Source organism: Streptomyces atroolivaceus, from assembly GCF_000717025.1.
Taxonomy (GTDB): domain Bacteria; phylum Actinomycetota; class Actinomycetes; order Streptomycetales; family Streptomycetaceae; genus Streptomyces; species Streptomyces atroolivaceus.
Window position 1 is genome coordinate 114031 of record NZ_JNXG01000003.1, and the last position, 25282, is coordinate 139312.

General features: G+C 70.0%; 26 protein-coding genes. 14 read left to right on the plus strand and 12 right to left on the minus strand.

Translation table 11 applies throughout. The features are described from left to right. Positions 1-71 precede the first annotated feature (71 nt). Genes OO67_RS09630 through OO67_RS09650 form a run of 5 tightly spaced genes read right to left on the minus strand, consistent with a single transcriptional unit; the run spans position 72 to position 4289 of the window. The gene (locus tag OO67_RS09630; RefSeq protein WP_033298940.1) at positions 72-1043 is read right to left on the minus strand and encodes a glycine betaine ABC transporter substrate-binding protein; all 972 of its coding nucleotides are present in this window, start codon (positions 1041-1043) and stop codon (positions 72-74) included. Next, positions 1040-1894 (minus strand): ABC transporter permease, encoded by an 855-nt coding sequence (locus OO67_RS09635; RefSeq protein ID WP_033298941.1) that lies wholly within the window; start codon positions 1892-1894, stop codon positions 1040-1042. The genes OO67_RS09630 and OO67_RS09635 overlap by 4 nt, the downstream gene beginning before the upstream one ends. Then, the gene (locus OO67_RS09640; RefSeq protein WP_033298942.1) at positions 1891-3159 is read right to left on the minus strand and encodes an ABC transporter ATP-binding protein; all 1269 of its coding nucleotides are present in this window, start codon (positions 3157-3159) and stop codon (positions 1891-1893) included. The genes OO67_RS09635 and OO67_RS09640 overlap by 4 nt, the downstream gene beginning before the upstream one ends. Continuing rightward, positions 3152-3799 carry an ABC transporter permease gene (locus tag OO67_RS09645; protein ID WP_033298943.1) on the minus strand — a complete coding sequence of 216 codons (648 nt, stop codon included), beginning with the start codon at positions 3797-3799 and terminating at the stop codon, positions 3152-3154. Before OO67_RS09645 ends, OO67_RS09640 begins: the two co-directional genes overlap by 8 nt. A 16-nt stretch (positions 3800-3815) precedes the next feature. Then, positions 3816-4289 (minus strand): Lrp/AsnC family transcriptional regulator, encoded by a 474-nt coding sequence (locus OO67_RS09650; RefSeq protein ID WP_033298944.1) that lies wholly within the window; start codon positions 4287-4289, stop codon positions 3816-3818. A 122-nt stretch (positions 4290-4411) separates the two neighbouring features. Here OO67_RS09650 and hppD point away from each other — a divergent pair, with 122 nt between their 5' ends. Next, entirely contained in the window at positions 4412-5557 is a 1146-nt protein-coding gene (gene hppD / locus OO67_RS09655) for a 4-hydroxyphenylpyruvate dioxygenase (protein WP_033298945.1), read from the plus strand. A gap of 57 nt (positions 5558-5614) precedes the next feature. Here the strand turns inward: hppD and OO67_RS09660 are convergent, their stop codons facing one another. After that, a complete protein-coding gene (locus OO67_RS09660; RefSeq protein ID WP_033299446.1) occupies positions 5615-7261 on the minus strand; it encodes a tetratricopeptide repeat protein in 1647 nt (548 codons plus the stop codon). 97 nt (positions 7262-7358) lie between these two features. Here OO67_RS09660 and OO67_RS09665 point away from each other — a divergent pair, with 97 nt between their 5' ends. After that, complete coding sequence (locus tag OO67_RS09665; protein ID WP_033298947.1) at positions 7359-8726, plus strand: FAD-binding oxidoreductase; 1368 nt, start codon at positions 7359-7361, stop codon at positions 8724-8726. A gap of 17 nt (positions 8727-8743) precedes the next feature. Here the strand turns inward: OO67_RS09665 and OO67_RS09670 are convergent, their stop codons facing one another. Then, entirely contained in the window at positions 8744-9220 is a 477-nt protein-coding gene (locus tag OO67_RS09670) for an SsgA family sporulation/cell division regulator (protein ID WP_033298948.1), read from the minus strand. 217 nt (positions 9221-9437) lie between these two features. On the opposite strand from OO67_RS09670, the gene OO67_RS09675 reads away from it, so the two are divergent. Together OO67_RS09675 and OO67_RS09680 are read left to right on the plus strand one after the other, a co-directional pair. Further along, positions 9438-11030: an RDD family protein gene (locus OO67_RS09675; protein ID WP_033298949.1), complete on the plus strand. Its 1593-nt coding sequence runs from the start codon at positions 9438-9440 to the stop codon at positions 11028-11030. 88 nt (positions 11031-11118) lie between these two features. Next, on the plus strand, positions 11119-11775 hold the full coding sequence (locus OO67_RS09680) for an RDD family protein (RefSeq protein ID WP_033298950.1): 657 nt from the start codon (positions 11119-11121) through the stop codon (positions 11773-11775). Positions 11776-11786: 11 nt separating this feature from the next. Here OO67_RS09680 and OO67_RS09685 read toward each other — a convergent pair whose 3' ends face one another. Next, the gene (locus tag OO67_RS09685) at positions 11787-12077 is read right to left on the minus strand and encodes a hypothetical protein (protein WP_033298951.1); all 291 of its coding nucleotides are present in this window, start codon (positions 12075-12077) and stop codon (positions 11787-11789) included. Positions 12078-12457: 380 nt separating this feature from the next. Between OO67_RS09685 and OO67_RS09690 the strand changes: the two genes are divergently transcribed. Together OO67_RS09690 and OO67_RS09695 are read left to right on the plus strand one after the other, a co-directional pair. Next, entirely contained in the window at positions 12458-14857 is a 2400-nt protein-coding gene (locus OO67_RS09690; RefSeq protein ID WP_051709253.1) for an immune inhibitor A domain-containing protein, read from the plus strand. 122 nt (positions 14858-14979) lie between these two features. Beyond that, the gene (locus OO67_RS09695) at positions 14980-15324 is read left to right on the plus strand and encodes a hypothetical protein (RefSeq protein ID WP_078597793.1); all 345 of its coding nucleotides are present in this window, start codon (positions 14980-14982) and stop codon (positions 15322-15324) included. A gap of 15 nt (positions 15325-15339) precedes the next feature. Here the strand turns inward: OO67_RS09695 and OO67_RS09700 are convergent, their stop codons facing one another. Together OO67_RS09700 and OO67_RS09705 are read right to left on the minus strand one after the other, a co-directional pair. After that, positions 15340-15924, minus strand: a complete 585-nt coding sequence (locus OO67_RS09700; RefSeq protein WP_033298954.1) for an isochorismatase family protein — start codon at positions 15922-15924, stop codon at positions 15340-15342. A gap of 161 nt (positions 15925-16085) precedes the next feature. Further along, entirely contained in the window at positions 16086-17414 is a 1329-nt protein-coding gene (locus tag OO67_RS09705; protein ID WP_033298956.1) for a nicotinate phosphoribosyltransferase, read from the minus strand. Positions 17415-17502: 88 nt separating this feature from the next. Here OO67_RS09705 and clpS point away from each other — a divergent pair, with 88 nt between their 5' ends. The 7 genes from clpS (at position 17503) to OO67_RS09735 (ending at position 22293) form a co-directional block, all read left to right on the plus strand. After that, complete coding sequence (gene clpS, locus OO67_RS09710) at positions 17503-17811, plus strand: ATP-dependent Clp protease adapter ClpS (RefSeq protein WP_031100168.1); 309 nt, start codon at positions 17503-17505, stop codon at positions 17809-17811. 41 nt (positions 17812-17852) lie between these two features. Continuing rightward, a complete protein-coding gene (locus OO67_RS09715; RefSeq protein ID WP_033298957.1) occupies positions 17853-18437 on the plus strand; it encodes a DUF2017 domain-containing protein in 585 nt (194 codons plus the stop codon). A 303-nt stretch (positions 18438-18740) separates the two neighbouring features. Continuing rightward, entirely contained in the window at positions 18741-20171 is a 1431-nt protein-coding gene (locus OO67_RS09720; protein ID WP_033298959.1) for an amino acid permease, read from the plus strand. Positions 20172-20284: 113 nt separating this feature from the next. Beyond that, positions 20285-20719, plus strand: coding sequence for a M67 family metallopeptidase (locus tag OO67_RS09725; protein ID WP_033298961.1), 435 nt, complete (start codon positions 20285-20287; stop codon positions 20717-20719). 121 nt (positions 20720-20840) lie between these two features. Then, the gene (locus tag OO67_RS40605) at positions 20841-20954 is read left to right on the plus strand and encodes a putative leader peptide (RefSeq protein ID WP_341864637.1); all 114 of its coding nucleotides are present in this window, start codon (positions 20841-20843) and stop codon (positions 20952-20954) included. Between the two features lie 110 nt (positions 20955-21064). Further along, complete coding sequence (locus OO67_RS09730; protein ID WP_033298962.1) at positions 21065-21343, plus strand: MoaD/ThiS family protein; 279 nt, start codon at positions 21065-21067, stop codon at positions 21341-21343. Further along, entirely contained in the window at positions 21343-22293 is a 951-nt protein-coding gene (locus OO67_RS09735; RefSeq protein WP_033298964.1) for a PLP-dependent cysteine synthase family protein, read from the plus strand. Before OO67_RS09730 ends, OO67_RS09735 begins: the two co-directional genes overlap by 1 nt. A gap of 108 nt (positions 22294-22401) precedes the next feature. Here OO67_RS09735 and OO67_RS36375 read toward each other — a convergent pair whose 3' ends face one another. Beyond that, the gene (locus OO67_RS36375; RefSeq protein ID WP_078597795.1) at positions 22402-22884 is read right to left on the minus strand and encodes a type II toxin-antitoxin system PemK/MazF family toxin; all 483 of its coding nucleotides are present in this window, start codon (positions 22882-22884) and stop codon (positions 22402-22404) included. A gap of 171 nt (positions 22885-23055) precedes the next feature. On the opposite strand from OO67_RS36375, the gene OO67_RS09745 reads away from it, so the two are divergent. Continuing rightward, positions 23056-23808, plus strand: coding sequence for an MBL fold metallo-hydrolase (locus OO67_RS09745; RefSeq protein ID WP_033298965.1), 753 nt, complete (start codon positions 23056-23058; stop codon positions 23806-23808). 76 nt (positions 23809-23884) lie between these two features. On the opposite strand, the gene OO67_RS09750 is transcribed toward OO67_RS09745, so the two are convergent. Further along, positions 23885-25150, minus strand: a complete 1266-nt coding sequence (locus OO67_RS09750; RefSeq protein WP_033298966.1) for a PTS transporter subunit EIIC — start codon at positions 25148-25150, stop codon at positions 23885-23887. Positions 25151-25282 lie beyond the last annotated feature (132 nt).

Here is a 25282-nt window from a genome sequence, read left to right on the forward strand (position 1 = left end):
GACCATAGTCTTGCAAAGACTGCTTTGCAACACGTTTTTTGCAACGAACTCTTTGGAACTCCGGGTTCCGCTCAGCCCTCCCTGATGAATCCTTCCTTCACCAGCCAGTCCTTCGCCACCTCGTGCGGGTCCTCTCCGTCCACGTCCACCTTGGAGTTCAGCTCCTGCGCGAGCGGCGTCGTCAGCTTCTCGGTGACCGGGGCCAGCAGTTCCGCGATCTCCGGGTACTCCTTCAGGGTCGCCGTGTGGATGGCGGGGGCCGCGTTGTAGTTGGGGAAGAACTGCTTGTCGTCCTCCATGACGTCCAGGTTCATCGCCTTGATGCGGCCGTCGGTGGTGTACACCTCGCCGAGCAGGCAGGAGTCGGACTCGGACACCTGGGTGTAGATGATCCCCGCGTCCATCTTCTGGATGTTCGACGCGGGCAGCTTCATGCCGTACTTCTTCTGCATGCCCGGCAGCCCGTCGTCGCGCGAGGCGAACTCGTTCTCCACGCAGACCGTCACGGCCTTCGGGTCCTTCTTCGCGAGCGCGGCCACGTCCGAGAGCGTCTTCAGCTTGTACGTGGCGTTGTTCTTCTTGCTGATGGCCAGGGCGTAGGTGTTGTCGAGCGTGGACGGCGGGAGCCAGGTCACCCCGTTGCCCTTGTCCTCGTCGCGGACCACCTCGTACTGCTTCTGCGGGTCGACGACTGGCTCGGCATGGCCCAGATAGGTGATCCACGCCGTGCCCGTGTAGTCGTACAGGGCGTCGGCCTCGCCCTTGACGACCGCCTCGCGCGCGCTGATCGAACCCGGCAGGTTCGTCCGGTCCAGGACCTCGGCGCCGGCAGCCTTGAAGAGCAGGCCCATGATGTGCCCGAGAATGATGTTCTCGCTGAAGTTCTTCGAGGTCACCGTCAGCGACGCGCCCTTGAGCGGCTGCCCCTGGCCGACCGATCCCGGCTCCACCTCGTCTACCAGCGGCGATCCGCTCTTCAGCCCGCACCCCGTGAGCAGGAGGGCGAGCGCGGCCGCCGATGCCAGGCCCGTACGTACCCTCACGCTTCCTCCAGTCCGCGCGGCGTCAGCCACAGTTCGGCCAGCGAGGCCAGCCAGTCCACCAGCAGGGCCAGCACCACCGTCAGTACGGATCCCAGCACCAGCACGGGCATGCGCTGGGTCTGGATGCCCGAGGTGATCAGGTCACCGAGCCCGCCGCCACCGCCGAAGGTGGCGAGGGTCGCCGTGCCCACGTTGAGCACCAGCGCCGTGCGTACACCCGCCAGGATCAGCGGGACCGCGAGCGGGAGCTCGACCTTGGTGAGCGTGCCCATCGCCGACATGCCGATGCCCCGGGAGGCCTCCACGAGCGTCGGCTCGATCGAGTTCAGTCCCGCCACCGTGTTGGAGAGGACCGGCAGGACCGCGTAGATCACCATTCCGATGATCGCGGTCGACGGGCCGATGCCCAGCCAGATCACCAGCAGGGCCAGCAGCCCGATCGCGGGGGTGGCCTGGCCGATGTTGGCGAGGGCCGTGACGCCGGGCGCGGCCTTCTTCAGGCCGCGCCGGGTCAGTGCGATGCCGAGCGGGATGGCGATGATCAGCACCCAGAACGTGGAGATCGCGGTCAGCCGGACGTGCTGCCACCAGCGCAGCTGTACGGTGTCGCCGGCCAGCGAGTTCTGCGCGACGGAGTCGAGGTCGACGTTGGTGATCCACAGATAGGTCGCGACCAGGACGACCGCGCAGACGGCCGGGACCAGCACGAGCTTCTTCCAGGTGATGCGGCGCTTCGGACCGGACGGCGGCGGAGAGGGCTCCGCCTCCTCGTCACGGAAGGCATGGCCTCCCACGTCGTGCTCTCCGGGGGGCCGCTCCCCCTTGGGGGGCGCCTGATGACTGGGGGTCATAGCCCGCTGCCACCGCCCTCCAGCTCGTGCTCCGTCCGATGGGCACGCAGATGCTCCAGATCGTGTTCGTGCTCCATCGCGGCGAGCCGGTCGGCCTCCAGGAGTTCCTGTACGGAATTCATCAGGGTGTGCATGTCGACGACGCCGATGAACTCGCCGCGGCGCCCGGTGACCGCGACCCGCCCGCCGCTGTCGGTCAGTACCGCCTCCAGCGCGTCGTGCAGCGTCGCGTCACGCGTCACGGTGTCGTGCACCAGCTGGCCGGCCCTCGCGAGCGAGCCCTTGGCCCGCATCAGGTCCCCGCGCCGCAGCCACTTGTACGGGCGGTTCCTGCGGTCCAGCATCAGGAGCTCGTTGTGCTGTCCGTCGCGCAGCTTGTTGAAGATCGACTGGAGCGGGTCCTCGACGGTCACCGTCGGGAAGTCGGCGATCCCCACGTCCCGTACGCGGGTGAGGTTGAGCCGCTTCAGGGCGGCGCCCGCCCCCACGAAGCCGGAGACGAAGTCGTCCGTCGGGTTGGTGAGGATGGCCTCCGGGGTGTCGAACTGCGCGATGTGCGACCGCTCCCGCAGCACCGCGATCCGGTCGCCCAGCTTGATCGCCTCGTCGAAGTCGTGGGTGACGAAGACGATCGTCTTGTGCAGCTCGTGCTGGAGCCGGATCAGCTCGTCCTGGAGGTGGTCGCGGGTGATCGGGTCGACCGCCCCGAACGGCTCGTCCATCAGCAGGACCGGCGGATCGGCGGCCAGTGCCCGCGCCACCCCCACACGCTGCTGCTGGCCCCCGGAGAGCTGGCGCGGATAGCGGCCGTGGAACTCCCGGGGGTCCAGTCCGACCAGGTCGAGCATCTCCTCGACCCGGTCCTTCACCCCGGACTTCGACCAGCCGGTCATCTTCGGCACGAGGGCGATGTTCTCCGCGACCGTCATGTGCGGGAAGAGACCGGAGGACTGGATGGCGTAGCCGATCTTGCGGCGCAGCTTCACCGGGTCCATGTCGGTGACGTCCTCGTCGTTGATCCTGATCCGCCCGGACGTCGGCTCGATCAGACGGTTGATCATCTTCAGGGTGGTGGACTTCCCGCAGCCGGAGGGGCCGACGAGGATCACGGTCTCACCGGCCTTGATGTCCATGGACACCTCGTCCACGGCGGGGGCGGGACTGCCCGGGTAGGACTTGCTGAGGTCCTCCAGCTGGATGGTGGCGCCCGAGGTGGCGGGGCGGGGCGGGGCCGACTCCGTCGGCCCGGCGGCGGTCTCAGGCACGGATCCCCCTGGAGATGGTGAGCCGCCCGAGCAGTACGTACGCGGCGTCGAAGAGCAGAGCGAGAATGACGATGCCGATCGTGCCGGCGAGGACCTGGTTGATGGCGTTGGCGCTTCCGAGTGAGGCGAGCCCGCGGAAGATCTCGTTGCCGAGACCGGGGCCCGAGGCGTACGCGGCGATGGCGGCGATTCCCATCAGCATCTGGGTGGACACACGGATGCCGGTGAGGATGGGCGGCCACGCGAGCGGCAGTTCCACTTTGAACAGCCGCCTGGTCCGGGACATCCCGATGCCCTTCGCCGCGTCGACGAGGGAGGGGTCGACCCCGCGCAGCCCGACGATGCAGTTGCGGACGATGGGCAGGAGCCCGTACAGGGTCAGGATGATCACGGTGGGCGGGACCCCGAGGCCGACCAGCGGGATCAGCAGGCCGATCGCCGCGAGCGAGGGGATGGTCAGGACCGCCGAGGTGGACGTGATCGCCAGGGAGCCGCCCCAGCCGCTGCGGTAACTGACGACACCGATCAGGACGCCGAGCACGGTGGCGATGACCATGCACTGGAAGACGGCGCTGGCGTGCTGGTACGTGTCGGTGAGCAGCTGTTGATGCCTGGTACCCAGATATTCCCAGAAGTTCACATGTTGCTCCCTAGGCTCAGTCGGTGTCCTCTGCAGCCTGCTCAACCAGCGGGATAATACGCAGCGGCACCGGGTTTTCCATGACGATCGCCGTGGAGGCCCGGACGATGCCATCAAAGCCGACGACCAGGTCGATCACCCGCTGGAGGTCGGCGTTCGAGCGGGCGACCAGCCGGCAGAACATGTCCCCGTGGCCCGTCGTCGTATGCAGTTCCAGGACCTCGGGCACGCCGCTCAAATGGGCGCGTACGTCCACGCCTTGGCCCTGTTTGATCTCCAGCGTGGCGAAGGCCGTGACCGGGTAGCCGAGCGCGGCCGGGTCCACGTCCGGGCCGAACCCGCGGATGACGCCATTGGACTGAAGCCGGTCCAGCCGCGCCTGCACCGTCCCGCGCGCCACCCCGAGCCGCCGCGACGCCTCGAGTACCCCGATACGGGGCTCGCGGGCCAGCAGCGTGATGAGCCGGCCGTCCAGCCGGTCGATCCCCATGATCCGTCTCCCTGTGGTCAGCCTGTACAGACAGCCCGCTCATCCTGGCCTTCCGGTGGACGGATTGACCAGTGGACCGGCGAACTGTTGCGCACCTTGCGAAGCGGCGGGAACCTTCGGACATGACTGAGACTGTGCACACCACCCCCGACACCGCCCGGCAGGCCGATCCCTTCCCGGTCAAGGGAATGGACGCGGTCGTCTTCGCCGTGGGCAACGCCAAGCAGGCCGCGCACTACTACTCGACCGCCTTCGGCATGAAGCTCGTCGCCTACTCCGGACCGGAGAACGGCAGCCGCGAGACCGCGAGTTACGTCCTGACCAACGGCTCCGCCCGCTTCGTCCTCACCTCCGTCATCAAGGCGTCCACCGAATGGGGCACCTTCCTCGCCGACCACGTGCACGCCCACGGCGACGGTGTGGTCGACCTCGCCATCGAGGTCCCCGACGCCCGCGCGGCCTACGCGTACGCCGTCGAGCACGGTGCCCGGGGCATCACCGAGCCGCACGAGGTCAAGGACGAGCACGGCACGGTCGTCCTGGCCGCCATCGCCACGTACGGGAAGACCCGCCACACGCTGGTCGAGCGCGGCGGCTACGACGGGCCGTACCTCCCCGGCTACGCGGCAGCGGAGCCGATGGTCGAGCCGGCCGACAGGAGGACCTTCCAGGCCATCGACCACTGCGTCGGCAACGTCGAGCTGGGCCGTATGAACGAGTGGGTGACCTTCTACAACAAGGTCATGGGCTTCACCAACATGAAGGAGTTCGTCGGCGACGACATCGCCACCGAGTACTCCGCCCTGATGTCGAAGGTCGTCGCCGACGGCACGCTGAAGGTGAAGTTCCCCATCAACGAGCCGGCGATCGCGAAGAAGAAGTCGCAGATCGACGAGTACCTGGAGTTCTACGGCGGCGCGGGCGTCCAGCACATCGCGCTCGCCACGAACGACATCGTCGCGTCCGTGAAGGCGATGCGGGCGGCCGGCGTGCAGTTCCTGGACACCCCGGACTCGTACTACGACACGCTGGGGGAGTGGGCGGGCGAGACCCGTGTGCCCGTGGAGACGCTGCGCGAGCTGAAGATCCTCGTCGACCGCGACGAGGACGGCTACCTGCTGCAGATCTTCACCAAGCCGGTCCAGGACCGCCCGACGGTCTTCTTCGAGATGATCGAGCGGCACGGCTCGATGGGCTTCGGCAAGGGCAACTTCAAGGCCCTGTTCGAGGCGATCGAGCGCGAGCAGGAGAAGCGCGGCAACCTGTAGCCGTCACAGGTGAGGGGCCCTTCTCCCGGCCGGGAGAAGGGCCCCTCACCTGTGCGGTTACGGGGTCGCCGGGGCGCCGGCCCCGGGCCGCGGGGACGGGGCGGCCGATCGCGCGGGCTCCTGGCCGTCCTTCTTCCCGCCCTCCCGTGAGGGCTCCGGTGAGGGTTCCGGCCGGGTCTCCCGCGAGGGCTCGGGCTCTGCGGGGGGCTCGGGCTCCGCGGAGGGCTCCGGCTCCGGCGGCTCCATCTGGGCCGGGCCGCCCGCCGCGGGCTCGCCCAGGGCGTCCAGGGCCTCCCGCGCCAGCGGAGCGGCCAGCGGCGAGAAGCCCGGGTCGGTGCGGAGAGCCTCCTCCAGATGCCCCCGGGCGGGGCCGTCCTGGCCGAGGGCACTCTCGATCATCCCCAGGTGGTAGGCGTACGAGGCATTCCGCACGCCCGTCCCGACCGCCCGTTCCGCGTACTGCATGCCCTCCTCGCTCCGGCCCGCCCGGTGCAGCGACCAGGCCAGGGTGTCCGCCACCGCCGAACTGCGGCGCCGCGCCTCCCACTCGGTGCGCATCAGCTCCACCGCTGCCTCCGGGTCGCCGTGGTCGGCCTCGAAGCGGGCCTCGGTCAGCGCCTCGTCGACCCCGGCCGTCCTCGCCCGGGTGAGGAGGTCACGGAGCTTCGCGTACTGGGTTCGCGCGTCGCCGTCCAGCCCCAGGGACTCGTACAGTTCGCCCAGTTCGAGCACGTACTCGGGGCGCGGCAGCTTCGTCGTCACCGTCCGGTACTCCGCCAGCGCCTCGTCCGTGCGGTCCAGGGCCACCAGGGCGCGGGCCCGGCCCGCGACGGAGGCGAGGTGGCCGCGGTCCGTGCGCAGGGCCGCGTCGTACTGCGCCAGGGCCTCCGCCGGTTCCCCGCGCTCCGCGGCGAGGTCCCCGAGCCGGTGCAGGGCCGCCGCCCTCTCGGCCGGCGTGGCCGCGCGGTCCGCCGCCTCATGGGCGGTGGCCAGGGCATCCTCACGCCAGCCCTGGTTGCGGTACATCTCGGACATCCTGGCCAGGGCGGGGGCACCCTTGCGCAGGGCGCCGAACTTCTCCGTCGCCTTGGCGGCCGCCGCGTACTCGCCGAGGCCGTTGTAGGCGTCGATCAGCACCGGGTACGCCGTCCAGCTCTTCGGCTGCCGGGCGCGGACCGTCTCGCCCCACTTCTTCGCGGCGACGAAGTCGTTCCGGGCGTTGGCGAGCGCCCCGAGGCCCACCCAGGCCTCCGTGTTCCCGCGCTCACCGGGCTGTGCGGCCAGCGAACGCTGGAGGGCCTGCTCGGCGCGGGTGAAGTACGCCGCGTCCGCGGACCGCCGCCCCCACTCCACGTACGCCGTACCGAGCACCGCCCAGGACGGGGCGTCCGCCGGGTGCGTCTCGACCCACTTCTGCCGGTCGCCGATCAGGGCCGTCAGGTCGGACAGGGACGCCGGGGAGCCGGCCGCCGCCGCGGCCTCGGCCCGTGCCACGGGTCCCGGCGTGGGCGGCTCGTCCTCCCCGGCGCCGTCCGGTACGGCGATCACCGCACCGGCCACGAGCACGGCTCCGGCGACCGCACCGAACGCCGCCCTGCGCAGCGTGGTGCGCATCGGCACGGGAGGCGGTGGGACGGACGTCGCACCCTGGGGCGGCAGGGTGGAGGGGGGTGGCTCCGGGTTCTGCTGCGGCATGGCATCCATGGCCATCACTCTGCGTCAGTACGAAGATCGCATCGCGCTCCATGAAGGCTGACGCAGACGGGTTCACACCATTGGCCCCGGGTGTCACGCTTGGATCATGGACGCTCTCCTCGAACGACTGCGCGCGGGTCTCCCGGCCGAAGCGCTGATCACCGACCCGGACGTCACCGCTTCGTACGCCCACGACATGGCGAGCTTCTGCGACGCGGGCGACCCCGCCGTCGTGGTGCTCCCGCGCACGGTCGAGGAGGTCCAGCACGTCATGCGGACCGCCACCGCACTGCGGGTACCCGTCGTGCCCCAGGGCGCGAGGACCGGGCTGTCAGGCGCGGCCAACGCCTCCGACGGCTGCATCGTGCTCTCCCTGGTGAGGATGGACCGGATCCTGGAGATCAGCCCGGTCGACCGGATCGCCGTCGTCGAACCGGGCGTCGTCAACGCCGCGCTGTCACGCGCCGTCAACGAGCACGGGCTGTACTACCCGCCGGATCCGTCGAGCTGGGAGACGTGCACGATCGGCGGCAACATCGGTACCGCGTCCGGCGGGCTGTGCTGTGTGAAGTACGGCGTCACCGCCGAATACGTCCTGGGCCTGGAGGTCGTCCTGGCCGACGGGCGGCTGCTGAACACCGGGCGGCGCACCGCGAAGGGCGTCGCCGGATACGACCTCACCCGGCTCTTCGTGGGGTCCGAAGGAAGCCTCGGCATCGTGGTCAAGGCCGTCCTGGCGCTGCGGCCCCGACCCCCGCAGCAGCTCGTGCTCGCCGCCGAGTTCCCCTCCGCGGCCACCGCCTGCGACGCCGTGTGCCGGATCATGGAGCGGGGGCACACCCCGTCACTCCTCGAACTGATGGACCGTACGACGGTGCGCGCCGTCAACGCCATGGCCTCCATGGGCCTGCCCGGGACGACCGAGGCACTGCTGCTCTGCGCCTTCGACACGCCCGACCCGGCGGCCGACCTCGCCGCCGTGGGGGAGCTCTGCACCGAGGCCGGGGCCACCGAGGTCGTGCCCGCCGACGACGCGGCCGAGTCCGAACTGCTGCTCCAGGCCCGCCGCCTGGCCCTCCCCGCCCTGGAGACCGTCAGTTCCGCCACGATGATCGACGACGTGTGCGTGCCGCGCTCCCGGCTCGGCGCGATGATCGAGGGGACCGCCGCCGTCGCCGAGAAGTTCGGGCTCACCATCGGGCTCTGCGCCCACGCCGGGGACGGCAACACCCACCCCGTCGTCTGCTTCGACCACACGGACGCCGACGAGTCCCGCAGGGCGCGTGAGTCCTTCGACGAGATCATGGCGCTGGGACTCGAACTGGGCGGCACCATCACCGGCGAACACGGCGTCGGCGTCCTGAAGAAGGAGTGGCTCGCCCGCGAACTGGGTGAGGTGGGCCTGGAGCTGCAGCGCGGCATCAAGGCGGCCTTCGACCCGCTCGGGCTGCTCAATCCCGGCAAGCTCTTCTGACGGCCGCGTCCCTCCGCTCAGGCCTCGCCGTCCTGCTGGTCTTCCTGGGACCAGGGATCGCTCAGCCACAGGTCGTCGGCCGGCAGCGGGGTGAGCAGCTCGGCGAGGGCCCCCTCCAGTCCGAGCAGCGTGCTCTCGGTACCCGGCGGCACCACCCGCAGGGTGCGTTCCACCCAGGCGGCCGCCGCTGCCGACGGCACCTCCAGCAGGGCGTCGCCGTCGGGCGAGGTGAGCGCGACACAGATGACGCCCTGGTCGTGGACCTTCGTCGGCCAGATCCTCACGTCCCCGTGCCCGCTCGGCCGGAACACCCCTTCCACGAGGAGCTCACGGGCGAACGTCCAGTGCACGGGCGACTCGGAGCCGACGTGGAAGGTGATGTGCACGGCGTACGGGTCGTCGGTGAAGTAGGACAGGCGGGCCGGTACGGGGACGGACCGCTCGGGCGACAGGACCAGCTTCACTTCCAGTTCCCGTTCCACGGCGTTCTGCATGAGGGTGCACGACCTTCCGGTGCTCGTAGGGGCCGGTCCCGTGACCGGTCCGCACAAGGAGAGAGCGCCCTCCCCGACGTCTATGACGCGACTTCCCAGAAAAACTTGTCCGGACCCTGAAAGTGGTCCAAACGACAGGACGGGCACGGCGGGGCTCGGCGGTCTGATAGATGTGGACCCTTGTATTGAGGCCTCGAAGAGATACGGGACCACGGTGATGAGCGCCCCAACCCCGGCACCCGGTGACGAAAGCCCCCGCGAGGGCTACTACCCAGACCCGTCCATTCCCGGATACGTCCGGTACTGGAACGGCGCTTCGTGGGTCCCCGGCACGAGCCGGCCCGCGCCCCAGCAGGGCGGGACGGCTCCTGCCGCGCCCCCTGCGCCGGCGGCCGACGCAGCCCCGCAGTCCCCTGCCCCGGTGGACGAGACGGGGCCGATGTACTTCGACGAGGCCGAGGCGGCGGACGCGGCCGGCCGGGACGGCGGAGCAGCCGGCGGTGAGGCACCGGTGACCCCCGGCCGCCCGCTGCCGGCGACCGCCTGGCAGGCCGACACCTCCCGGCAGACCGGATTCGGCGGTGAGCGCGACCACCGGGTCTCGTGGGGCGGTCCGGATCCGCGTACGCCCGAGGCGCCCGCGCCTGAACCCGTGGCGCCGCCCGCGGCTTCCGCCCCGGACCGGTCCGCGGCGCCGCCCGCGGCTTCCGCCCCGGCTGACGGCGTACCTTCCGGCCGCACACCGTCCGACACCCGGCAGCCGGGCGAGCCGGACCCGACGCGCGGTGCTCTGCCCGGGATGCGCGACGGCAACGACGAGGTGACCGACGGGACCGTCGCCATCCGCCTCGACCGGTCCGGCAGCGGTGGCGACACCCGCCCGCCGGCCGACGGTACGGTCACGATCCGCGCGGTGGGGCCCGGCCCGGCCCGTCCGCCGCGTCCTCGTGAGGAGAGGCCTGCCCCCGCCGAGGGGACGATGACGATCCGGGCGCCGTCCCCCGGCGGCACACCGCAGCCCTCCGCCACCGCGCCCACCCCGCCGCAGGCACAGGCGCAGCCGCCGGGGCTGAACACGCCTCTGACCCAGGGGCCCGGTGGCGGCTCCGCGTCCTGGCCGCAGCAGGCCCACCAGCTGGCCCGGCCCGAGCAGACGGTCCGTCCGCAGCAGCCGGGGCCCCAGCAGCAGAGCCCGACGCCCGCGCAGATGCAGGGCCCGACGCCCGCGCGGATGCAGGGCGCCGGGCCCGAACAGCAGCAGCCGGTCACGCCCTGGAAGCCCGTGGTGGAGGACCCCTTCCAGCAGCTCGCCCGGTCCCAGGCCTCCGCACGGCCCGCCGGGCTCGGCAAGCGGCTGGCGGCCCGGATCCTGGACACCGTCGTGCTCGGCGCCCTCGTCGGCGCGATCGGCTTCCCACTGGTCACCAGCGCGATGGACCACATCGACCAGAAGATCGAAGCGGCGAAGATGTCCGGCGAGACGGTCACCGTCTGGCTCCTGGACTCCACCACGGCGGGCCTGTTCGGCGGGGTGCTCGCCGCCTTCCTGATCCTCGGTTTCCTCCTGGAAGCCGTGCCCACCGCCAAGTGGGGCCGCACGCTGGGCAAGAAGCTGTGCGGTCTCGAGGTGCGGGACATCGAGTCCCACGACGCGCCGGCTCTGGGCGCCGCACTGCGCCGCTGGCTGGTCTACGGGGTGCTGGGGCTGATCGTCGTCGGTGTGGTCAACGTGCTGTGGTGCCTGATCGACCGCCCGTGGCGCCAGTGCTGGCACGACAAGGCGGCCCGCACCTTCGTCGCGGGCCGGTAAGGGCTCCGTACGCTCGTGTGCTGACGCCCCGTCCCCCGAAGGGACCCCAGCCGTTGCGGGGCTTCGCGGGCCGGGGTGCACTGCCCCCATGAGCAACGTGCCGCCGCCTCCGCCGCCCGACGACGACCCCTTCTCGAAGCGGCCGCCGCAGGGGCCGCCGCCCCCCTCGGGCGGTTCGCCCTACGACAGCGGGCCGCCCCCGCCCCGGCCGCCGAACGACCCGTACGGCGGCGGTGGCCCCTACGGCGGTGCGGATCCGCTGGCCGGCATGCCGCCGCTCGCCGAACCGGGCAAGCGGATCCTGGCGCGGCTGATCGACTTCCTCATCATCTCGATCCCGCTGTACCTGATCTCGCTGCCCTTCGGCGGGGCGGTCGACGTCTCGTCGGACGACGGCAACGACGACTTCGGTAACGCCATCGGCAACACCTACAGCGGTCACCAGCTGCTGTGGTCGCTGATCGGCCTGGTGGTCTACGTCGCCTACGACACGTACTTCACGCACAAGGACGGCCGGACGCCCGGCAAGCGGCTGCTGAAGATGCGCGTCGCGATGCTCAACGACGGCTCGGTCCCCGACACGAGCTCCTCGCTGATGCGGGCCGTCGTGCTCTGGCTCCCCGCCCTGCTGTGCTGCCCCTGCCTGTGGTGGCTCATCAACATCGTGCTGATGTTCACGGACAAGCCCTACCGGCAGGGTCTGCAGGACAAGGCGGGCAAGACGGTGGTCGTCACCGTCCCCTGAACCAGGGGCGTTCAGCGGTGCAGCGAGTGCTCGCCCACGCGCTCACGCTGTGCGGCGGCGATCTCGATGTCCTCGATCGTGCGGTGCGTGCGGGCGGCGGTGGGCGGTGACGTCGCCTTCCGGGCGGCCTTCGTACGGGGCGGCAGGGCCAAGGCCACCAGCAGTCCCAGCGCCAGTGCCGCGGTGCCGACAGCGGCGACACCGAAGCCCGATTCCGTACGGAACAGCAACAGCATGGCGAGGGCGGAGAAGACGACGGTGGCCGAACCGTAGAAGAACTGTGCGGCAGTCGGACGCGGCATGGCGGTATCCGTCCTCGGGGCGTCGGATAGGGAAGTCTCTCAACACGTTCGCACTGTCAATCGACTCTACGACGGTGGATGCCCGGGAGGAACGGGCGGTAAGCGTGACCTAACCCACGGTACCGGTGCACGGGGGGCGCACGGAGTCACGCCGAGGCCGGCAGAAGTATGCGACGCGCCGGTCGGCGGCCGGTCGCCCCTGATGTGTGTCCGGATACCGGAAGAGGCCTCCCGCATAGTGCAGTTGGTGTGTCCAAGTCAAGATCTGTCTTTTCTCTCATAACTCCGATCGAATGTCGTCACTTGTGACGCGTTGAACGCGCGCGGCCTCGTATCCACCCCCTGGCCGCGGACGCGAACGCCGGGGAGGACTGCATCAAGTGACCACTCAGAGACGGGCGCTACGCGCCACCGCCGTGGCCGTGTGCCTGGCCGCCACCGCCGCGACGGCATCCGCCTTCGCCACGGCACAGGCGGACGACAGGGCACCGGAGCCGGGCGCATCCATCGTGGACCGGCGCGACCCCGCGCCGGTCAAGGCGCACGAGCACGACCTGGAAGGCCCCTTCAGCAAGGAGCAGGACGCCCAGCGGCAGGCCGCGCTGGAGCAGGTCCTCTCCGGCGACAAGAAGGTGACCGTCAAGGGCGGTTCCAAGGTCGTCAAGCTCGGCAGGAGCAAGTACGTCGAGCTCGGCCGCGAGAAGACCGACAAGATCTTCACCATCCTCGTGGAGTTCGGCGACCGGGTCGACGACACCACGATGTTCGACCCCGACGGCGACGGCCCGAAGCCGCCGGTCAAGAAGTACGGCGGCACACCCGGACCGCTGCACAACGAGATAGCCGAGCCTGACCCGGCGAAGGACAACAGCACCGCCTGGCAGGCCGACTACGACCAGGCCCACTTCCAGGACCTGTACTTCGGTGAGGGCAAGGGCAAGGAATCGCTGAAGACGTACTACGAGAAGACGTCCTCCGGGCGCTACTCCGTCGACGGTGCGGTCTCCGACTGGGTCAAGGTCCCGTACAACGAGGCCCGTTACGGTTCCAACTACTGCGGCTCGACCAACTGCGCCAACGTCTGGGACACGGTCCGCGACGGCGTCACCGCCTGGGTGGCCGGCCAGAAGGCCGAGGGCCGCACGACCGCCGAGATCAAGGCCGATCTGGCGCGGTACGACGAGTGGGACCGTTACGACTTCGACGGTGACGGAGAGTTCAACGAGCCCGACGGCTACATCGACCACTTCCAGCTGGTCCACGCCGGCGAGGACGAGTCGGCGGGCGGCGGCGCCCAGGGCACCGACGCCCTCTGGGCGCACCGCTGGTACGCGTACGGCACCGACGCGGGTGCGACGGGACCCGAGGGCAACAAGGCCGGAGGCGCCGAGATCGGCGACACGGGCATCTGGGTCGGCGACTACACCGCGCAGCCCGAGAACGGCGGCCTGGGCGTCTTCGCCCACGAGTACGCCCACGACCTCGGCCTCCCGGACCTGTACGACACCTCCGGCGGCGGCGAGAACTCCGTCGGCTTCTGGTCGCTCATGTCGGCGGGCTCCTGGCTCGGCACCGGCGACGGCGAGATAGGCAACCTCCCCGGCGACATGACCGCCTGGGACAAGCTGCAGCTCGGCTGGCTCGACTACGCGCAGGCCAAGGCCGCCACGAAGTCGACCCACAAGCTGGGTGTCGCGGAGTACAACACCAAGGACAAGCAGGCGCTCGTCGTCGAGCTGCCCGAGAAGGCCGTCACCACCACCGTCACGAAGCCCGCGGAAGGCTCCAGGCAGTGGTGGAGCGACATGGGTGACGACCTGTCGAACACCCTGACCCGCTCGGTCGACCTCACCGGCAGGACGTCCGCCTCGCTGGACCTCTCCGGCTGGTACGACATCGAGGCCGACTACGACTACCTCTACACCGAGGTGTCCGAGAACGGCGGCACCAGCTGGACCGCGCTCGACGGCACGGCCGACGGCGGGGCGATCCCGCGCGACGCCAGCGACAAGCCGGCCCTGACCGGCGTCTCGGGCGCGTACAAGAAGCTCGCGTTCCCGCTGGACGCCTACGCGGGCAAGAAGATCGACCTCCGCTTCCGCTACCAGACGGACGGCGGCGCCGGGGGCAAGGGCTTCGCGGCCGACGCCCTCACGATCACGGCGGACGGCGCCGCGATCTTCACGGACGGTGCCGAGGGCGACGACAACGGCTGGACCGCCGAGGGCTTCTCGCGGACCGGTGAGTCGTTCACCGACGACTACCCGCAGTACTACATCGCCGAGAACCGCCAGTACGTCTCGTACGACAAGACCCTCGAGGTCGGCCCGTACAACTTCGGCTTCTCCACCACCCGCCCGGACTGGGTCGAGCACTACTCGTACCAGAACGGCCTGATGGTGTGGCTCTGGGACACCTCCCAGAAGGACAACAACACCTCGGTCCACCCCGGTAAGGGGCTGATCCTGCCGGTGGACTCCCACGCCAAGCCGCTGAAGTGGACGAACGGCAAGCTCCTGCGCAACAAGATCCAGCCCTTCGACGCGCCGTTCAGCTGGTACCCGAACAAGGGCTTCACGCTGCACGACGCGGGCGTCCCGCTGAAGATCAAGCCGTCGCTGGGCGTCCCGGTCTTCGACGACCGCAAGGGCACCTACTGGTACGAGGAGAACCCGACCGGCAGTGTCGACGTCTCCGACACCAACACCCGGATCTCCATCGTGAACGAGCCGCTCAGCGGCTCCACGATCACCGTGAAGGTCGGGCCCTCGACCAATTAGCCGGTAAAGCCGCAGGTCGAAACATGATCGGCCGTTGCCCTCTGGCGGGCGGCGGCCGATCGTGTTTAGGTGCCTCCTACCGGATCCTTATTGACACGAAGTCTTACGGGGGAGCGCGAAGCATGGCAGGCGGAGGTTTCTGCAGGTTGCCCAACGGCACGGTGGTGGTGGCGCTGACCCTGAACGGTCCGGCAGGTGTCTCCGGCCCCGGCGAGCCGGTACGCGTGCTCGTCCACGCGGCGAACCGGGCGCGCGCCCTGACCAGGCTGCGCAACCTCGGACTGCGCGCCGTCTACCTCAGGGGCAACGCCCAGCCGCCCACCCCGGACGAGATCACGGCGGTCCTCCACCACCCGGACGGGCTGCTCTGGCGTACGGCGCCCCAGACCGGCCAGGAGCTCTGGCACCCGATACGGGCGCTGCTGGGGTCCTCCGGCTACGCGGGACCGGCCCGCCCGGCGGCCTGAGCGCGCCGGGCACGGTCAGACGACCGGCTTGCCCGACAGCTCCACGCCGGCGGTGCGCATCTCCTCCAGGGCCCGCTCGGTGGTCCCCTCGGCGACTCCGGCGGTGAGGTCCAGCAGTACGTGCGTGACGAAGCCCTCCCGGGCGGCGTCCAGAGCGGTGGCCCGCACGCAGTGGTCCGTAGCGATGCCGACGACGTCGACGGCGGTGACCGACCGTTCCCGCAGCCACGTGGCGAGCCCGGTGCCGTTCTCGTCGACGCCCTCGAACCCGCTGTACGCGGCCGCGTACGCGCCCTTGTCGAAGACGGTGTCGATCGCACCGGACGCCACGGCGGGGGCGAAGTTGGGGTGGAAGCCCACGCCCTCCGTGCCGGCGACGCAGTGCGGCGGCCAGAAGTGCTCGAAGTCGGGGGTCGCGGAGAAGTGGTCCCCGGGATCGACGTGGTGGTCCCGGGTGGCCACGACGTGACTGTATCCGGGCTGGGCCTCACCGATCAGGTCGGTGATGGCGGCGGCGACATCTGCGCCGCCCGCCACCGCGAGGCTGCCGCCCTCGCAGAAGTCGTTCTGAACGTCGACGACGATCAAGGCGCGATGCATGACGGTTGTCCTTCGGTGGGGGTTCGGCGGGGCGTACGGACAGGAACGGTGGGGATGCCTCCGAGCCTAGAGACTCGGCGCACCCCGCGGGAGGGGGCACACACGTCGCTCTCGCGCCCTGCCCGGCGCACGACGGACGACGGGCCCGGGGACGGCCCCCCTCACACGTACTCCGTGGGCAGCACCGGCTCCCCGCGGGACAGCTGCATCGCCGACATCGGCAGCCCCGCACGCGCCGCGACGTGCCGCTCCCGCGCGGTCTCCAGCGGCTCCCTGCCGACCACCTCGCCGCCCCTGACCAGCTCCACGAGCATCTGCCGGTCCACCAGCTCCGGCGGGACCTCTCCGCTGCCGATCACCTCGGCCTCCGCCACTCCGGCCTCGTCCAGCCGGCGGGCCGCCCACTTGCGGCCGCCCCTCGACGACTTCGCGCCCAGCGACTTCTTCACCACCGGCAGCAGCGGGTCGGCCGGATCGGCGGACCGGGCACGCGCCACCAGCTTGTAGACCATGGAGCAGGTCGGGTGCCCGCTCCCGGTGACCAGCTGCGTGCCCACCCCGTAGGCGTCGACGGGCGCGGCTGCCAGCGAGGCGATCGCGTACTCGTCCAGGTCGGACGTCACCACGATCTTCGTCTCCGTGGCTCCCAGCTCGTCCAGCTGCTGCCGGACCCGGTGCGCGACGAGCAGCAGGTCGCCCGAGTCGATCCGCACGGCCCCCAGCTCCGGCCCCGCGACCTCCACCGCCGTCCGGACCGCCTCGGTCACGTCGTACGTGTCGACCAGCAGTGAGGTGCCCCGGCCGAGCGAGTCCACCTGTGCCCGGAAGGCGTCCCGCTCGCTGTCGTGCAGGAGTGTGAAGGCGTGCGCGCTCGTCCCGACGGTCGGGATGTTGTACCGGAAGCCGGCCGCCAGGTCCGAGGTCGTGTGGAAGCCGCCGATGTACGCGGCGCGGGCCGACGCCACCGCCGACAGCTCGTGCGTGCGCCGGGCGCCCATCTCGATGAGCCGGCGCCCGCCCGCCGCGGCCGACATCCGGGACGCGGCGGCGGCGATCGCCGAGTCGTGGTTCAGGATCGACAGGATCACGGTCTCCAGCAGCACGCACTCGGCGAAGGAGCCCTCGACCCGCAGGAGCGGCGAGCCGGGGAAGTACACCTCGCCCTCCGGGTAGCCCCAGATGTCGCCGCTGAAGCGGTAGTCGGCCAGCCAGTCGACGGTGGGGGAGTCGACGATCCGCTGGTCGCGCAGGAAGGTGAGCATCTCGTCGTCGAAGTGGAAGTTCTCCACCGCGTCCAGCACCCGCCCGGTTCCGGCCACGACGCCGTAGCGCCGCCCCTCGGGCAGCCGGCGGGTGAAGGCCTCGAAGACGGAGCGCCGGTCCGCGGTGCCCGCCTTCAGTGCGGCCTGCACCATCGTGAGCTCGTACTGGTCGGTGAAGAGCGCGGTCGACGGAACACCGACCCGTCGCCCAAGGTCCGCTGAGTTCATGACGGGGATGCTACCCCCTATTCGTCAGACTGACGAGATGTGGCCTCCGTTTATGCGCGGGACCCCTCCTGGTGGCAGCATGGGGTAGGTGAGCGTTGCTGCCCCCGTAGAGATCGAACGTCCCGAATCGGCCGAGGAGACCTTCGCCGTCCCCGAACCCGATGTCCCCTGGGTGACGCTGGTGCACAACGACCCGGTGAACCTCATGAGCTATGTGACCTATGTCTTCCAGGCCTACTTCGGCTACTCCAAGGACAAGGCGCACAAGCTGATGCTCGACGTCCACCAGAAGGGCCGCGCGGTCGTCTCCAGCGGCAGCCGCGAGGAGATGGAACGCGACGTCCAGGCCATGCACGGCTACGGGCTGTGGGCCACGCTGACCCAGGACCGCAACTGACCCACCGCTGCCCCTCCGTCCGACCCACCATCGGAGAATTCATGGCCGGCCACTTCGAGGCCACTTCAGGCGGCGGCGCGTCCGTCGCGCTCGACGAGGTCGAGATCGCCATCCTGCGCTCCCTCGCCGTCCAGCTGCTCGAACTGATCGGCCCCGGAGACGAACCCGCGGAGGGTGAGGACCCGCTCGCCGCCCTGTTCGCCGAGGGGCCCAGCGAACCGCCCTCCGACCCGGCGCTGGCCCGGCTCTTCCCGGAGGCGTACGGGGACGAGGACAAGGAGCTGCGCGAGGCGTCCGCCGAATTCCGCCGCTTCACCGAGAACGACCTGCGCACCCGCAAGCGGGACGACGCCCTCGCCGTCGTGCGGTCGCTGGACGCCCTCTCGCCCGCGGCGGACGGCGGCGCGGTGCTCACCCTCACCGCCGACGAGTGCCACCACTGGCTGGGCTCCCTCAACGACCTGCGGCTCACGATCGGCACCCGTCTGGAGGTGTCCGACGAGGACGAGGGGCAGGACGGCTCGCTCTACCGGCTCCCCGACAGTGATCCCCGCAAGCCGATGGTGATGGCCTATCTCTGGCTCGGCGCGCTGCAGGAAACGCTCGTCGAAACGCTGATGCCCTGAGGCCGGCCGGGTTCGCTCAACGGATGCTCAAATCCGAATAACGATCCTGTCACCTGAATGGCCTTCTTTGCAGGGCCTGGAAACGCTTGTCCGCTTTTTCTTGTGGTGTACGCCACACAGTGTCCGGTGGACCCACCTGGCGCTCGTGATAAATCTTCACGACCGCCCGGGGACGCCACCCCTGTCCCCGGGGGCGCTACGAGCCGGCCGAACGCCGGCGGCACTCCATCCATATCCGGGGGGATCAGGACCTGATCCGACGCCGACGACGGCGCGGATCGGCGTGGAGAAAGGCGCACCACCATGACATCGGCGCAGGTCGACAACGGACAGGCGGACGGCCCCGAGGCCGCCGACGCCTCAGCGGGCGAGGGCTACCAGCGTGGCCTGGGCGCCCGCCAGATCCAGATGATCGCCATCGGCGGAGCCATCGGCACGGGGCTCTTCCTCGGCGCCGGCAAGGCCATCGACCGGGCAGGGCCCAGTCTCATCCTGGCGTACGCCATCGCGGGCCTGGTCATCTTCTTCATCATGCGCGCCCTGGGCGAGCTCCTCATGTATCGCCCGGTCTCCGGCTCCTTCGCGGAGTACGCGCGTGAATTCCTCGGGCCCTTCTTCGGATTCGTGACCGGCTGGACGTACTGGCTCTTCTGGGTCGTCACGGGAATCACCGAAGTCACCGCCGCGGCCACCTATATGACGTACTGGTGGGATATCCCGCAATGGCTGTCCGCGCTCGTGTTCACCGTCATTCTGTACGGCGCGAACCTGATCTCGGTGAAGCTCTTCGGCGAGCTCGAGTTCTGGTTCTCGATGGTCAAGGTCACCGCGATCCTCGGCATGATCCTCATCTGTGCCGGAGTGCTCACGATCGGCTTCTCCGACGCCGGTGACACCGCGACGGTCGCCAACCTGTGGAACGACGGCGGCTTCTTCCCCGAAGGCATCAGCGGCACGCTGATGACCCTCCAGATCGTCATGTTCGCGTTCCTCGCCGTCGAGCTCGTCGGTGTCACCGCCGGTGAGTCCAAGGACCCGAAGACCGTCCTGCCCAAGGCCATCAACACCGTGCCGTGGCGCATCGCCGTCTTCTACGTCGGCGCGCTGATCATGATCCTGTCCGTGGTCCCGTGGAGCACCTTCGAGCCGGGCGTCTCGCCGTTCGTCGCCGCGTTCGAGGAGATGGGCCTCGGCATCGGCGCGGCGATCGTCAACTTCGTCGTGCTCACCGCCGCGCTCTCCTCCTGCAACTCCGGCATGTACTCCACCGGGCGCATGCTGCGGGACCTCGCACTCAACGGGCAGGGCCCCAAGGCGTTCACCAAGCTCACGAAGAACGGGCTCCCGCTGGTCGGCACCACGTTCTCCGCCGTGCTGATGCTCGTCGGCGTCTGGATCAACTACCAGTGGCCGGGCGAGGCCTTCAACTACGTCGTCTCCTTCGCGACCATCTCCGGCATGTGGGCCTGGATCATGATCCTGATCTCCCAGATCCGCTACCGCGCCAAGGCCGACCGCGGTGAACTGCCCCAGTCCACCTTCAAGGCGCCCGGGGCGCCGTTCACCAGCTGGTTCGCGCTCGCGTTCATCGGCCTCGTCATCGTCATGATGGCCATAGACAAGGACGCGAGGATCTCGCTCTACTGCGCGCCTGTGTGGGGTCTCATCCTCGGTGTCTCCTACCTGGTGCTGAAGGCCCGCAACCCCGAGAACACCGCCTTCGCCAAGCGCTGACCCGCGCCACGGCGCCTCCGGGACACCGGCCGCCCCAACGGCCCTGTCCGGCATACGGGCCCTCTCGTACCACTCCTCGGTACGCGAGGGCCCGTCTGCTTATCCTGGGCCACATGCTGACCCTTACCCAGGAGCTCTACGACCGGATCGTCGCGCACTCCCGCGCGGACCACCCCGACGAGGCGTGCGGCGTGGTCGCCGGCCCGGCCGGGACCGGCCGCCCCGAGCGTTTCGTCCCCATGCTCAACGCCGCCCGCTCACCCACGTTCTACGAGTTCGACTCGGCGGACCTGCTGAAGCTCTACCGCGAGATGGACGACCGCGACGAGGAGCCGGTGATCATCTACCACTCCCACACCGCGACCGAGGCCTACCCCTCCCGCACCGACCTCACCTACGCCAACGAGCCCGGCGCCCACTACGTACTGGTCTCCACCGCGGACACCGACGACGCGGGTCCCTTCCAGTTCCGCTCGTACCGCATCGTGGACGGCGAGATCACCGAGGAAGAAGTCGAGGTCGTGGCGGCCTACCCCACCGCAGCCTGACCGGCCGGGGGCGGCTCCGGATGTACCGCGCACCCGCCATTTGTCCACATGGTGACCGCTCACCATCCACGATGTGGGATCACACTCCGGATTCGGCGTGGGGAATCGATACGATGAGCGCATGGTTCCCCATGACGTGAGCGAAAAGGCCCCGGGCATGCTGCTCGTCGCGCGGCTGCACGTCGACCTGTGCAGGCTGTCCAGCGCGATCTGTCCGGCTGCCGCCCGCCCGTGAACCGCACGGCCTGAGCCGCGGTCCGAGCGCACCACGTACGCACCACCCCTGCGCGGGGGCGCGAACGCGCGCCCCACGCCACCTCCACGCTTTCGACAGGAGCCCACGCCATGGCCATCGAGGTCCGCATCCCGACCATCCTCCGCACCTACACCGACGGCGCCAAGGCGGTCGAAGGCAGCGGGGACACCCTCGCCGACCTCCTCGTCGACCTGGAGAGCCGCCACAACGGAATCCGCGAGCGCATCGTCGACGGCGACCAGCTCCGCCGCTTCGTCAACGTCTACCTCAACGACGAGGACGTCCGCTTCCTCGACGGCATCTCCACCAAGCTCGCCGACGGCGACAACGTCACCATCCTCCCGGCCGTCGCCGGCGGCATGCGCTGATGCGGTACGACTCCCCGCTGGCGGCCGTGGGCAACACCCCCCTGGTCCGCCTCCCGCGGCTGTCCCCGTCCGACGACGTCCGCATCTGGGCCAAGCTCGAGGACCGCAACCCCACCGGATCGATCAAGGACCGCCCCGCGCTCCACATGGTCGAGCAGGCGGAGAAGGACGGCCGCCTCACACCGGGCTGCACCATCCTCGAACCCACCAGCGGCAACACCGGCATCTCGCTCGCCATGGCGGCCAGGCTCAAGGGCTACCGCATCGTGTGCGTCATGCCGGAGAACACCTCACAGGAACGGCGCGACCTGCTCACCATGTGGGGCGCCGAGATCATCTCGTCCCCCGCCGCCGGTGGCTCCAACACCGCCGTACGCGTGGCCAAGGAACTCTCCGCCGAGCACCCCGACTGGGTCATGCTCTACCAGTACGGCAACCCCGACAACGCCGGCGCCCACTACGCCACCACCGGCCCGGAGATCCTCAACGACCTCCCCTCCATCACGCACTTCGTGGCGGGCCTCGGCACCACCGGAACCCTCATGGGCGTCGGCCGCTACCTCCGCGAGCACAAGCCGGACGTCACCGTCGTCGCCGCCGAACCGCGCTACGACGACCTCGTCTACGGCCTGCGCAACCTCGACGAGGGCTTCGTCCCCGAGCTCTACGACGCCTCCGTGCTCACCACACGCTTCTCCGTCGGCTCCGCCGACGCCGTCACCCGCACCCGCGAGCTCCTCCAGCAGGAGGGCATCTTCGCGGGCGTCTCCACCGGCGCCGCACTCCACGCCGCCATCGGCGTCGGCCGCAAGGCCGTCAAGGCCGGAGACTCCGCCGACATCGTCTTCGTCGTCGCGGACGGCGGCTGGAAGTACCTGTCGACAGGCGTCTACACCGCCCCCACGACAGAGGCCGCCATCGAGACCCTGCACGGCCAGCTCTGGGCCTGACGGGGCTTCACACCACCCGAACGGCCCTGCGAACCGCCCGGAACCGGCGGCCGCGCGCTCCAGGAGGCGCGGGACGGGAGGACATCCCGTCCCGCGCCTCCCGCGTGCTCACCCCAGCCCGCGCACCCGCCCCCACACCCCCCGATCGAGCTCGCCCGCCTTCCGGCGGAAACCCGACACCGGCACATCCCGCAGCTCGTCCGTCTCCAGGAAGCTCCGCCGGCCCCGCGCGTCCCCCACCGAACCCGGCGGCAGCGCGATCACCCCCGGCCGCTCCTCATGGTGCCTGCTGGTGATCTTGGCGACGACCGCCGTGCCGCCCCGCACCGACAGCACGAGACACGGCCGGTCCTTGGACCCGGGCCCGTCCTCGAACGGCACATCCGCCCACCAGATCTCCCCGGGCCTGGGATCTCCCTGCGGCCGCCCCTTCTTCCGCTCGGGAGCCCGCCCCGGAGCCCGCCCCGGCGGCCGTGTCCGCCCACCCGGCCGACGCGGCCCGCGCCCGCCCCGGCCCCGCGCATCGGAGACCGTCGCCACCAGAGCCAGCAGGACGACGGCGGCCAGTGCCACCCACCACCACGTGTTCATGACCCGACCGTACCGGCGCCCGGCGACAGCCGGCCTTCCATCGAACCGGTGACAGCACAGGTGAGTTCCCCCACAACGACAGGCCGTGGAGGAGCGACCACCGGTTTCGCGCCTTACGCTCGACGGACCGCACGAACCCTCCCCGTCCCATGCCTCGGAGGTTCACGCTCCATGAAGCTCACCGTCGTCGGCTGCTCCGGCTCGTTCCCGTCCGCGGGTTCGGCATGCTCGAGCTACCTCGTAGAGGCCGACGGCTTCCGGCTGCTCCTCGACATGGGCAACGGCGCCCTGGGCGAGCTGCAGCGCCACGTAGGTCTCTACGACCTCGACGCCATCTTCCTCAGCCACCTCCATGCCGATCACTGCATCGACATGTGCGCGTACTTCGTCGTCCGCTACTACCGCTTCGACGGCGGACGCCCCGCCTCGATCCCCGTCTACGGCCCCGAAGGCACCGAGCAGCGGCTCACCACGGCCCACGCCGACACTCCGTCCGACCACGCGATGGGCGAAGTCTTCGACTTCCACACGCTGAAGTCCGGTTCGTTCGAGATCGGCCCCTTCTCGGTGCGTACGGAGAAGCTCTGCCACCCCGTCGACACCTTCGGCATCAGGGTCGAGCACAACGGGCGCGCCCTCACGTACTCCGGTGACACGGGCACCTGCGAGGCGCTGGCCGAACTCGCCGAGGGCGCCGACCTGTTCCTCTGCGAAGCATCGTTCATCCATGGCAAGGAGGACATCCCGGACCTCCACCTCAACGGGCGCGAAGCAGGCGAGTACGCCGCACGCGCCGGAGCGGGACGCCTCGTCCTCACCCACATCCCGCCGTGGACGGACGCCGAACGCAACCTCGCCGACGCACGCGAGGTCTACGACGGGCCGGTGGAGCTGGCCGTCCCCGGCGCGGTGTACGAGATCTAGGGCTCGTGGCAACGGCGAAGCCCCGTCCTCCCTGCGGAGAGGACGGGGCTTCGCCGTTGCCACAGGCGGGGCCGGACTACTTGGCCTCGGCCTTCTGGAGCTCGGCGAGCTCCTCGTCGGACTCACGGCCCGGCGTCGGAAGGTTGAACTTCGTGATCGCGAACCGGAAGACCACGTAGTAGACGACAGCGAAGCAGAGACCGACCAGCACCAGCAGCCAGGGCTTGGACGCGATGCCCAGGTTCAGCAGGAAGTCGACCAGACCGGCCGAGAAGCCGAAGCCGTCCTTCATGCCGAGCGCCCAGGTCAGGGCCATCGACACACCGGTCAGCACCGCGTGGATCGCGTACAGCACCGGGGCGATGAACATGAAGGTGAACTCGATCGGCTCGGTCACACCGGTGACGAACGAGGTCAGCGCGAGCGAGAACATCATGCCGCCGACGACCTTGCGGCGCTCCGGACGGGCACAGTGCACGATCGCGAGGCAGGCCGCCGGGAGGGCGAACATCATGATCGGGAAGAAGCCGGTCATGAACTGTCCGGCCTCCGGGTCGCCTGCCAGGAAGCGGGCGATGTCGCCGTGGGCGCCGTTGTACTCGCCGGCCTGGAACCAGGGGAAGGAGTTCAGCAGGTGGTGCATGCCGACCGGGATCAGCGCACGGTTGGCGACACCGAAGATGCCCGCGCCGACCGCGCCGGAGCCGACCAGCCACTCACCGAAGTTGTGCAGACCCGTGCCGAGGACCGGCCAGATCAGCCCGAAGACGATACCGATGACCAGGCCCGCGAAGGCGGAGAGGATCGGGACCAGGCGACGGCCGCTGAAGAAGCCCGCCCAGTCGGGCAGCTTCGTCCGGTAGAACTTCTGGTACAGCAGGGCCACGACTATGCCCATCACGACACCGCCGAGCACGCCCGCGTTGACCGGGGCGTCGCTCATGACGATCTTGCCGTCGGCGACGCTGGCGACCTGCGGCAGGTTGCTGTCGGTGAAGGTGGCCAGCACCTTCTGGAAGACCAGGTAACCGGTGACCGCCGCGAGGGCGGTCGAGCCGTCCGACTTCTTGGCGAAGCCGATGGCGATACCGACGGCGAACAGCAGGGCCATGTTGTCGAGAATGGCGCCACCGCCGGCCGCCATGTAGCCGGCCAGCTTCGTGATGACGGTGGGGAACGACTCGCGGCCGAGCATGTCGGCATTGCCGAGCCGGACCAGCAGCGCTGCCGCGGGCAGGACGGCGACCGGCAGCATGAGGCTGCGGCCGATGCGCTGCATGACAGCCATCACACCGGCGCCCCGCTTCTTTGCGGGCGCGGCCGGAGCGGTGTCCGTACTCATCAACTTCCTCCAGTAGGCAAGGCGCCGCCGGGGACAGGGTTTCGGAGGGCGACGACTCGAGGAACGCGGCGGGGGATCGGCCGCGTGGTCTGGACCACTCAGTGGTGTAGACCAGTTTTAGCACGGTGAGGG

Coding starts and splice junctions, on each gene's coding strand:
- OO67_RS09635 (WP_033298941.1), bottom strand. CDS start 1,894: ATGACCCCCAGTCATCAGGCGCCCCCCAAGGGGGAGCGGCCCCCCGGA.
- OO67_RS09650 (WP_033298944.1), bottom strand. CDS start 4,289: ATGGGGATCGACCGGCTGGACGGCCGGCTCATCACGCTGCTGGCCCGC.
- hppD (WP_033298945.1), top strand. CDS start 4,412: ATGACTGAGACTGTGCACACCACCCCCGACACCGCCCGGCAGGCCGAT.
- OO67_RS09660 (WP_033299446.1), bottom strand. CDS start 7,261: ATGGATGCCATGCCGCAGCAGAACCCGGAGCCACCCCCCTCCACCCTG.
- OO67_RS09665 (WP_033298947.1), top strand. CDS start 7,359: ATGGACGCTCTCCTCGAACGACTGCGCGCGGGTCTCCCGGCCGAAGCG.
- OO67_RS09670 (WP_033298948.1), bottom strand. CDS start 9,220: ATGCAGAACGCCGTGGAACGGGAACTGGAAGTGAAGCTGGTCCTGTCG.
- OO67_RS09675 (WP_033298949.1), top strand. CDS start 9,438: ATGAGCGCCCCAACCCCGGCACCCGGTGACGAAAGCCCCCGCGAGGGC.
- OO67_RS09680 (WP_033298950.1), top strand. CDS start 11,119: ATGAGCAACGTGCCGCCGCCTCCGCCGCCCGACGACGACCCCTTCTCG.
- OO67_RS09685 (WP_033298951.1), bottom strand. CDS start 12,077: ATGCCGCGTCCGACTGCCGCACAGTTCTTCTACGGTTCGGCCACCGTC.
- OO67_RS09695 (WP_078597793.1), top strand. CDS start 14,980: ATGGCAGGCGGAGGTTTCTGCAGGTTGCCCAACGGCACGGTGGTGGTG.
- OO67_RS09700 (WP_033298954.1), bottom strand. CDS start 15,924: ATGCATCGCGCCTTGATCGTCGTCGACGTTCAGAACGACTTCTGCGAG.
- OO67_RS09705 (WP_033298956.1), bottom strand. CDS start 17,414: ATGAACTCAGCGGACCTTGGGCGACGGGTCGGTGTTCCGTCGACCGCG.
- OO67_RS09715 (WP_033298957.1), top strand. CDS start 17,853: ATGGCCGGCCACTTCGAGGCCACTTCAGGCGGCGGCGCGTCCGTCGCG.
- OO67_RS09720 (WP_033298959.1), top strand. CDS start 18,741: ATGACATCGGCGCAGGTCGACAACGGACAGGCGGACGGCCCCGAGGCC.
- OO67_RS09725 (WP_033298961.1), top strand. CDS start 20,285: ATGCTGACCCTTACCCAGGAGCTCTACGACCGGATCGTCGCGCACTCC.
- OO67_RS40605 (WP_341864637.1), top strand. CDS start 20,841: ATGGTTCCCCATGACGTGAGCGAAAAGGCCCCGGGCATGCTGCTCGTC.
- OO67_RS09730 (WP_033298962.1), top strand. CDS start 21,065: ATGGCCATCGAGGTCCGCATCCCGACCATCCTCCGCACCTACACCGAC.
- OO67_RS09735 (WP_033298964.1), top strand. CDS start 21,343: ATGCGGTACGACTCCCCGCTGGCGGCCGTGGGCAACACCCCCCTGGTC.
- OO67_RS36375 (WP_078597795.1), bottom strand. CDS start 22,884: ATGAACACGTGGTGGTGGGTGGCACTGGCCGCCGTCGTCCTGCTGGCT.
- OO67_RS09745 (WP_033298965.1), top strand. CDS start 23,056: ATGAAGCTCACCGTCGTCGGCTGCTCCGGCTCGTTCCCGTCCGCGGGT.
- OO67_RS09750 (WP_033298966.1), bottom strand. CDS start 25,150: ATGAGTACGGACACCGCTCCGGCCGCGCCCGCAAAGAAGCGGGGCGCC.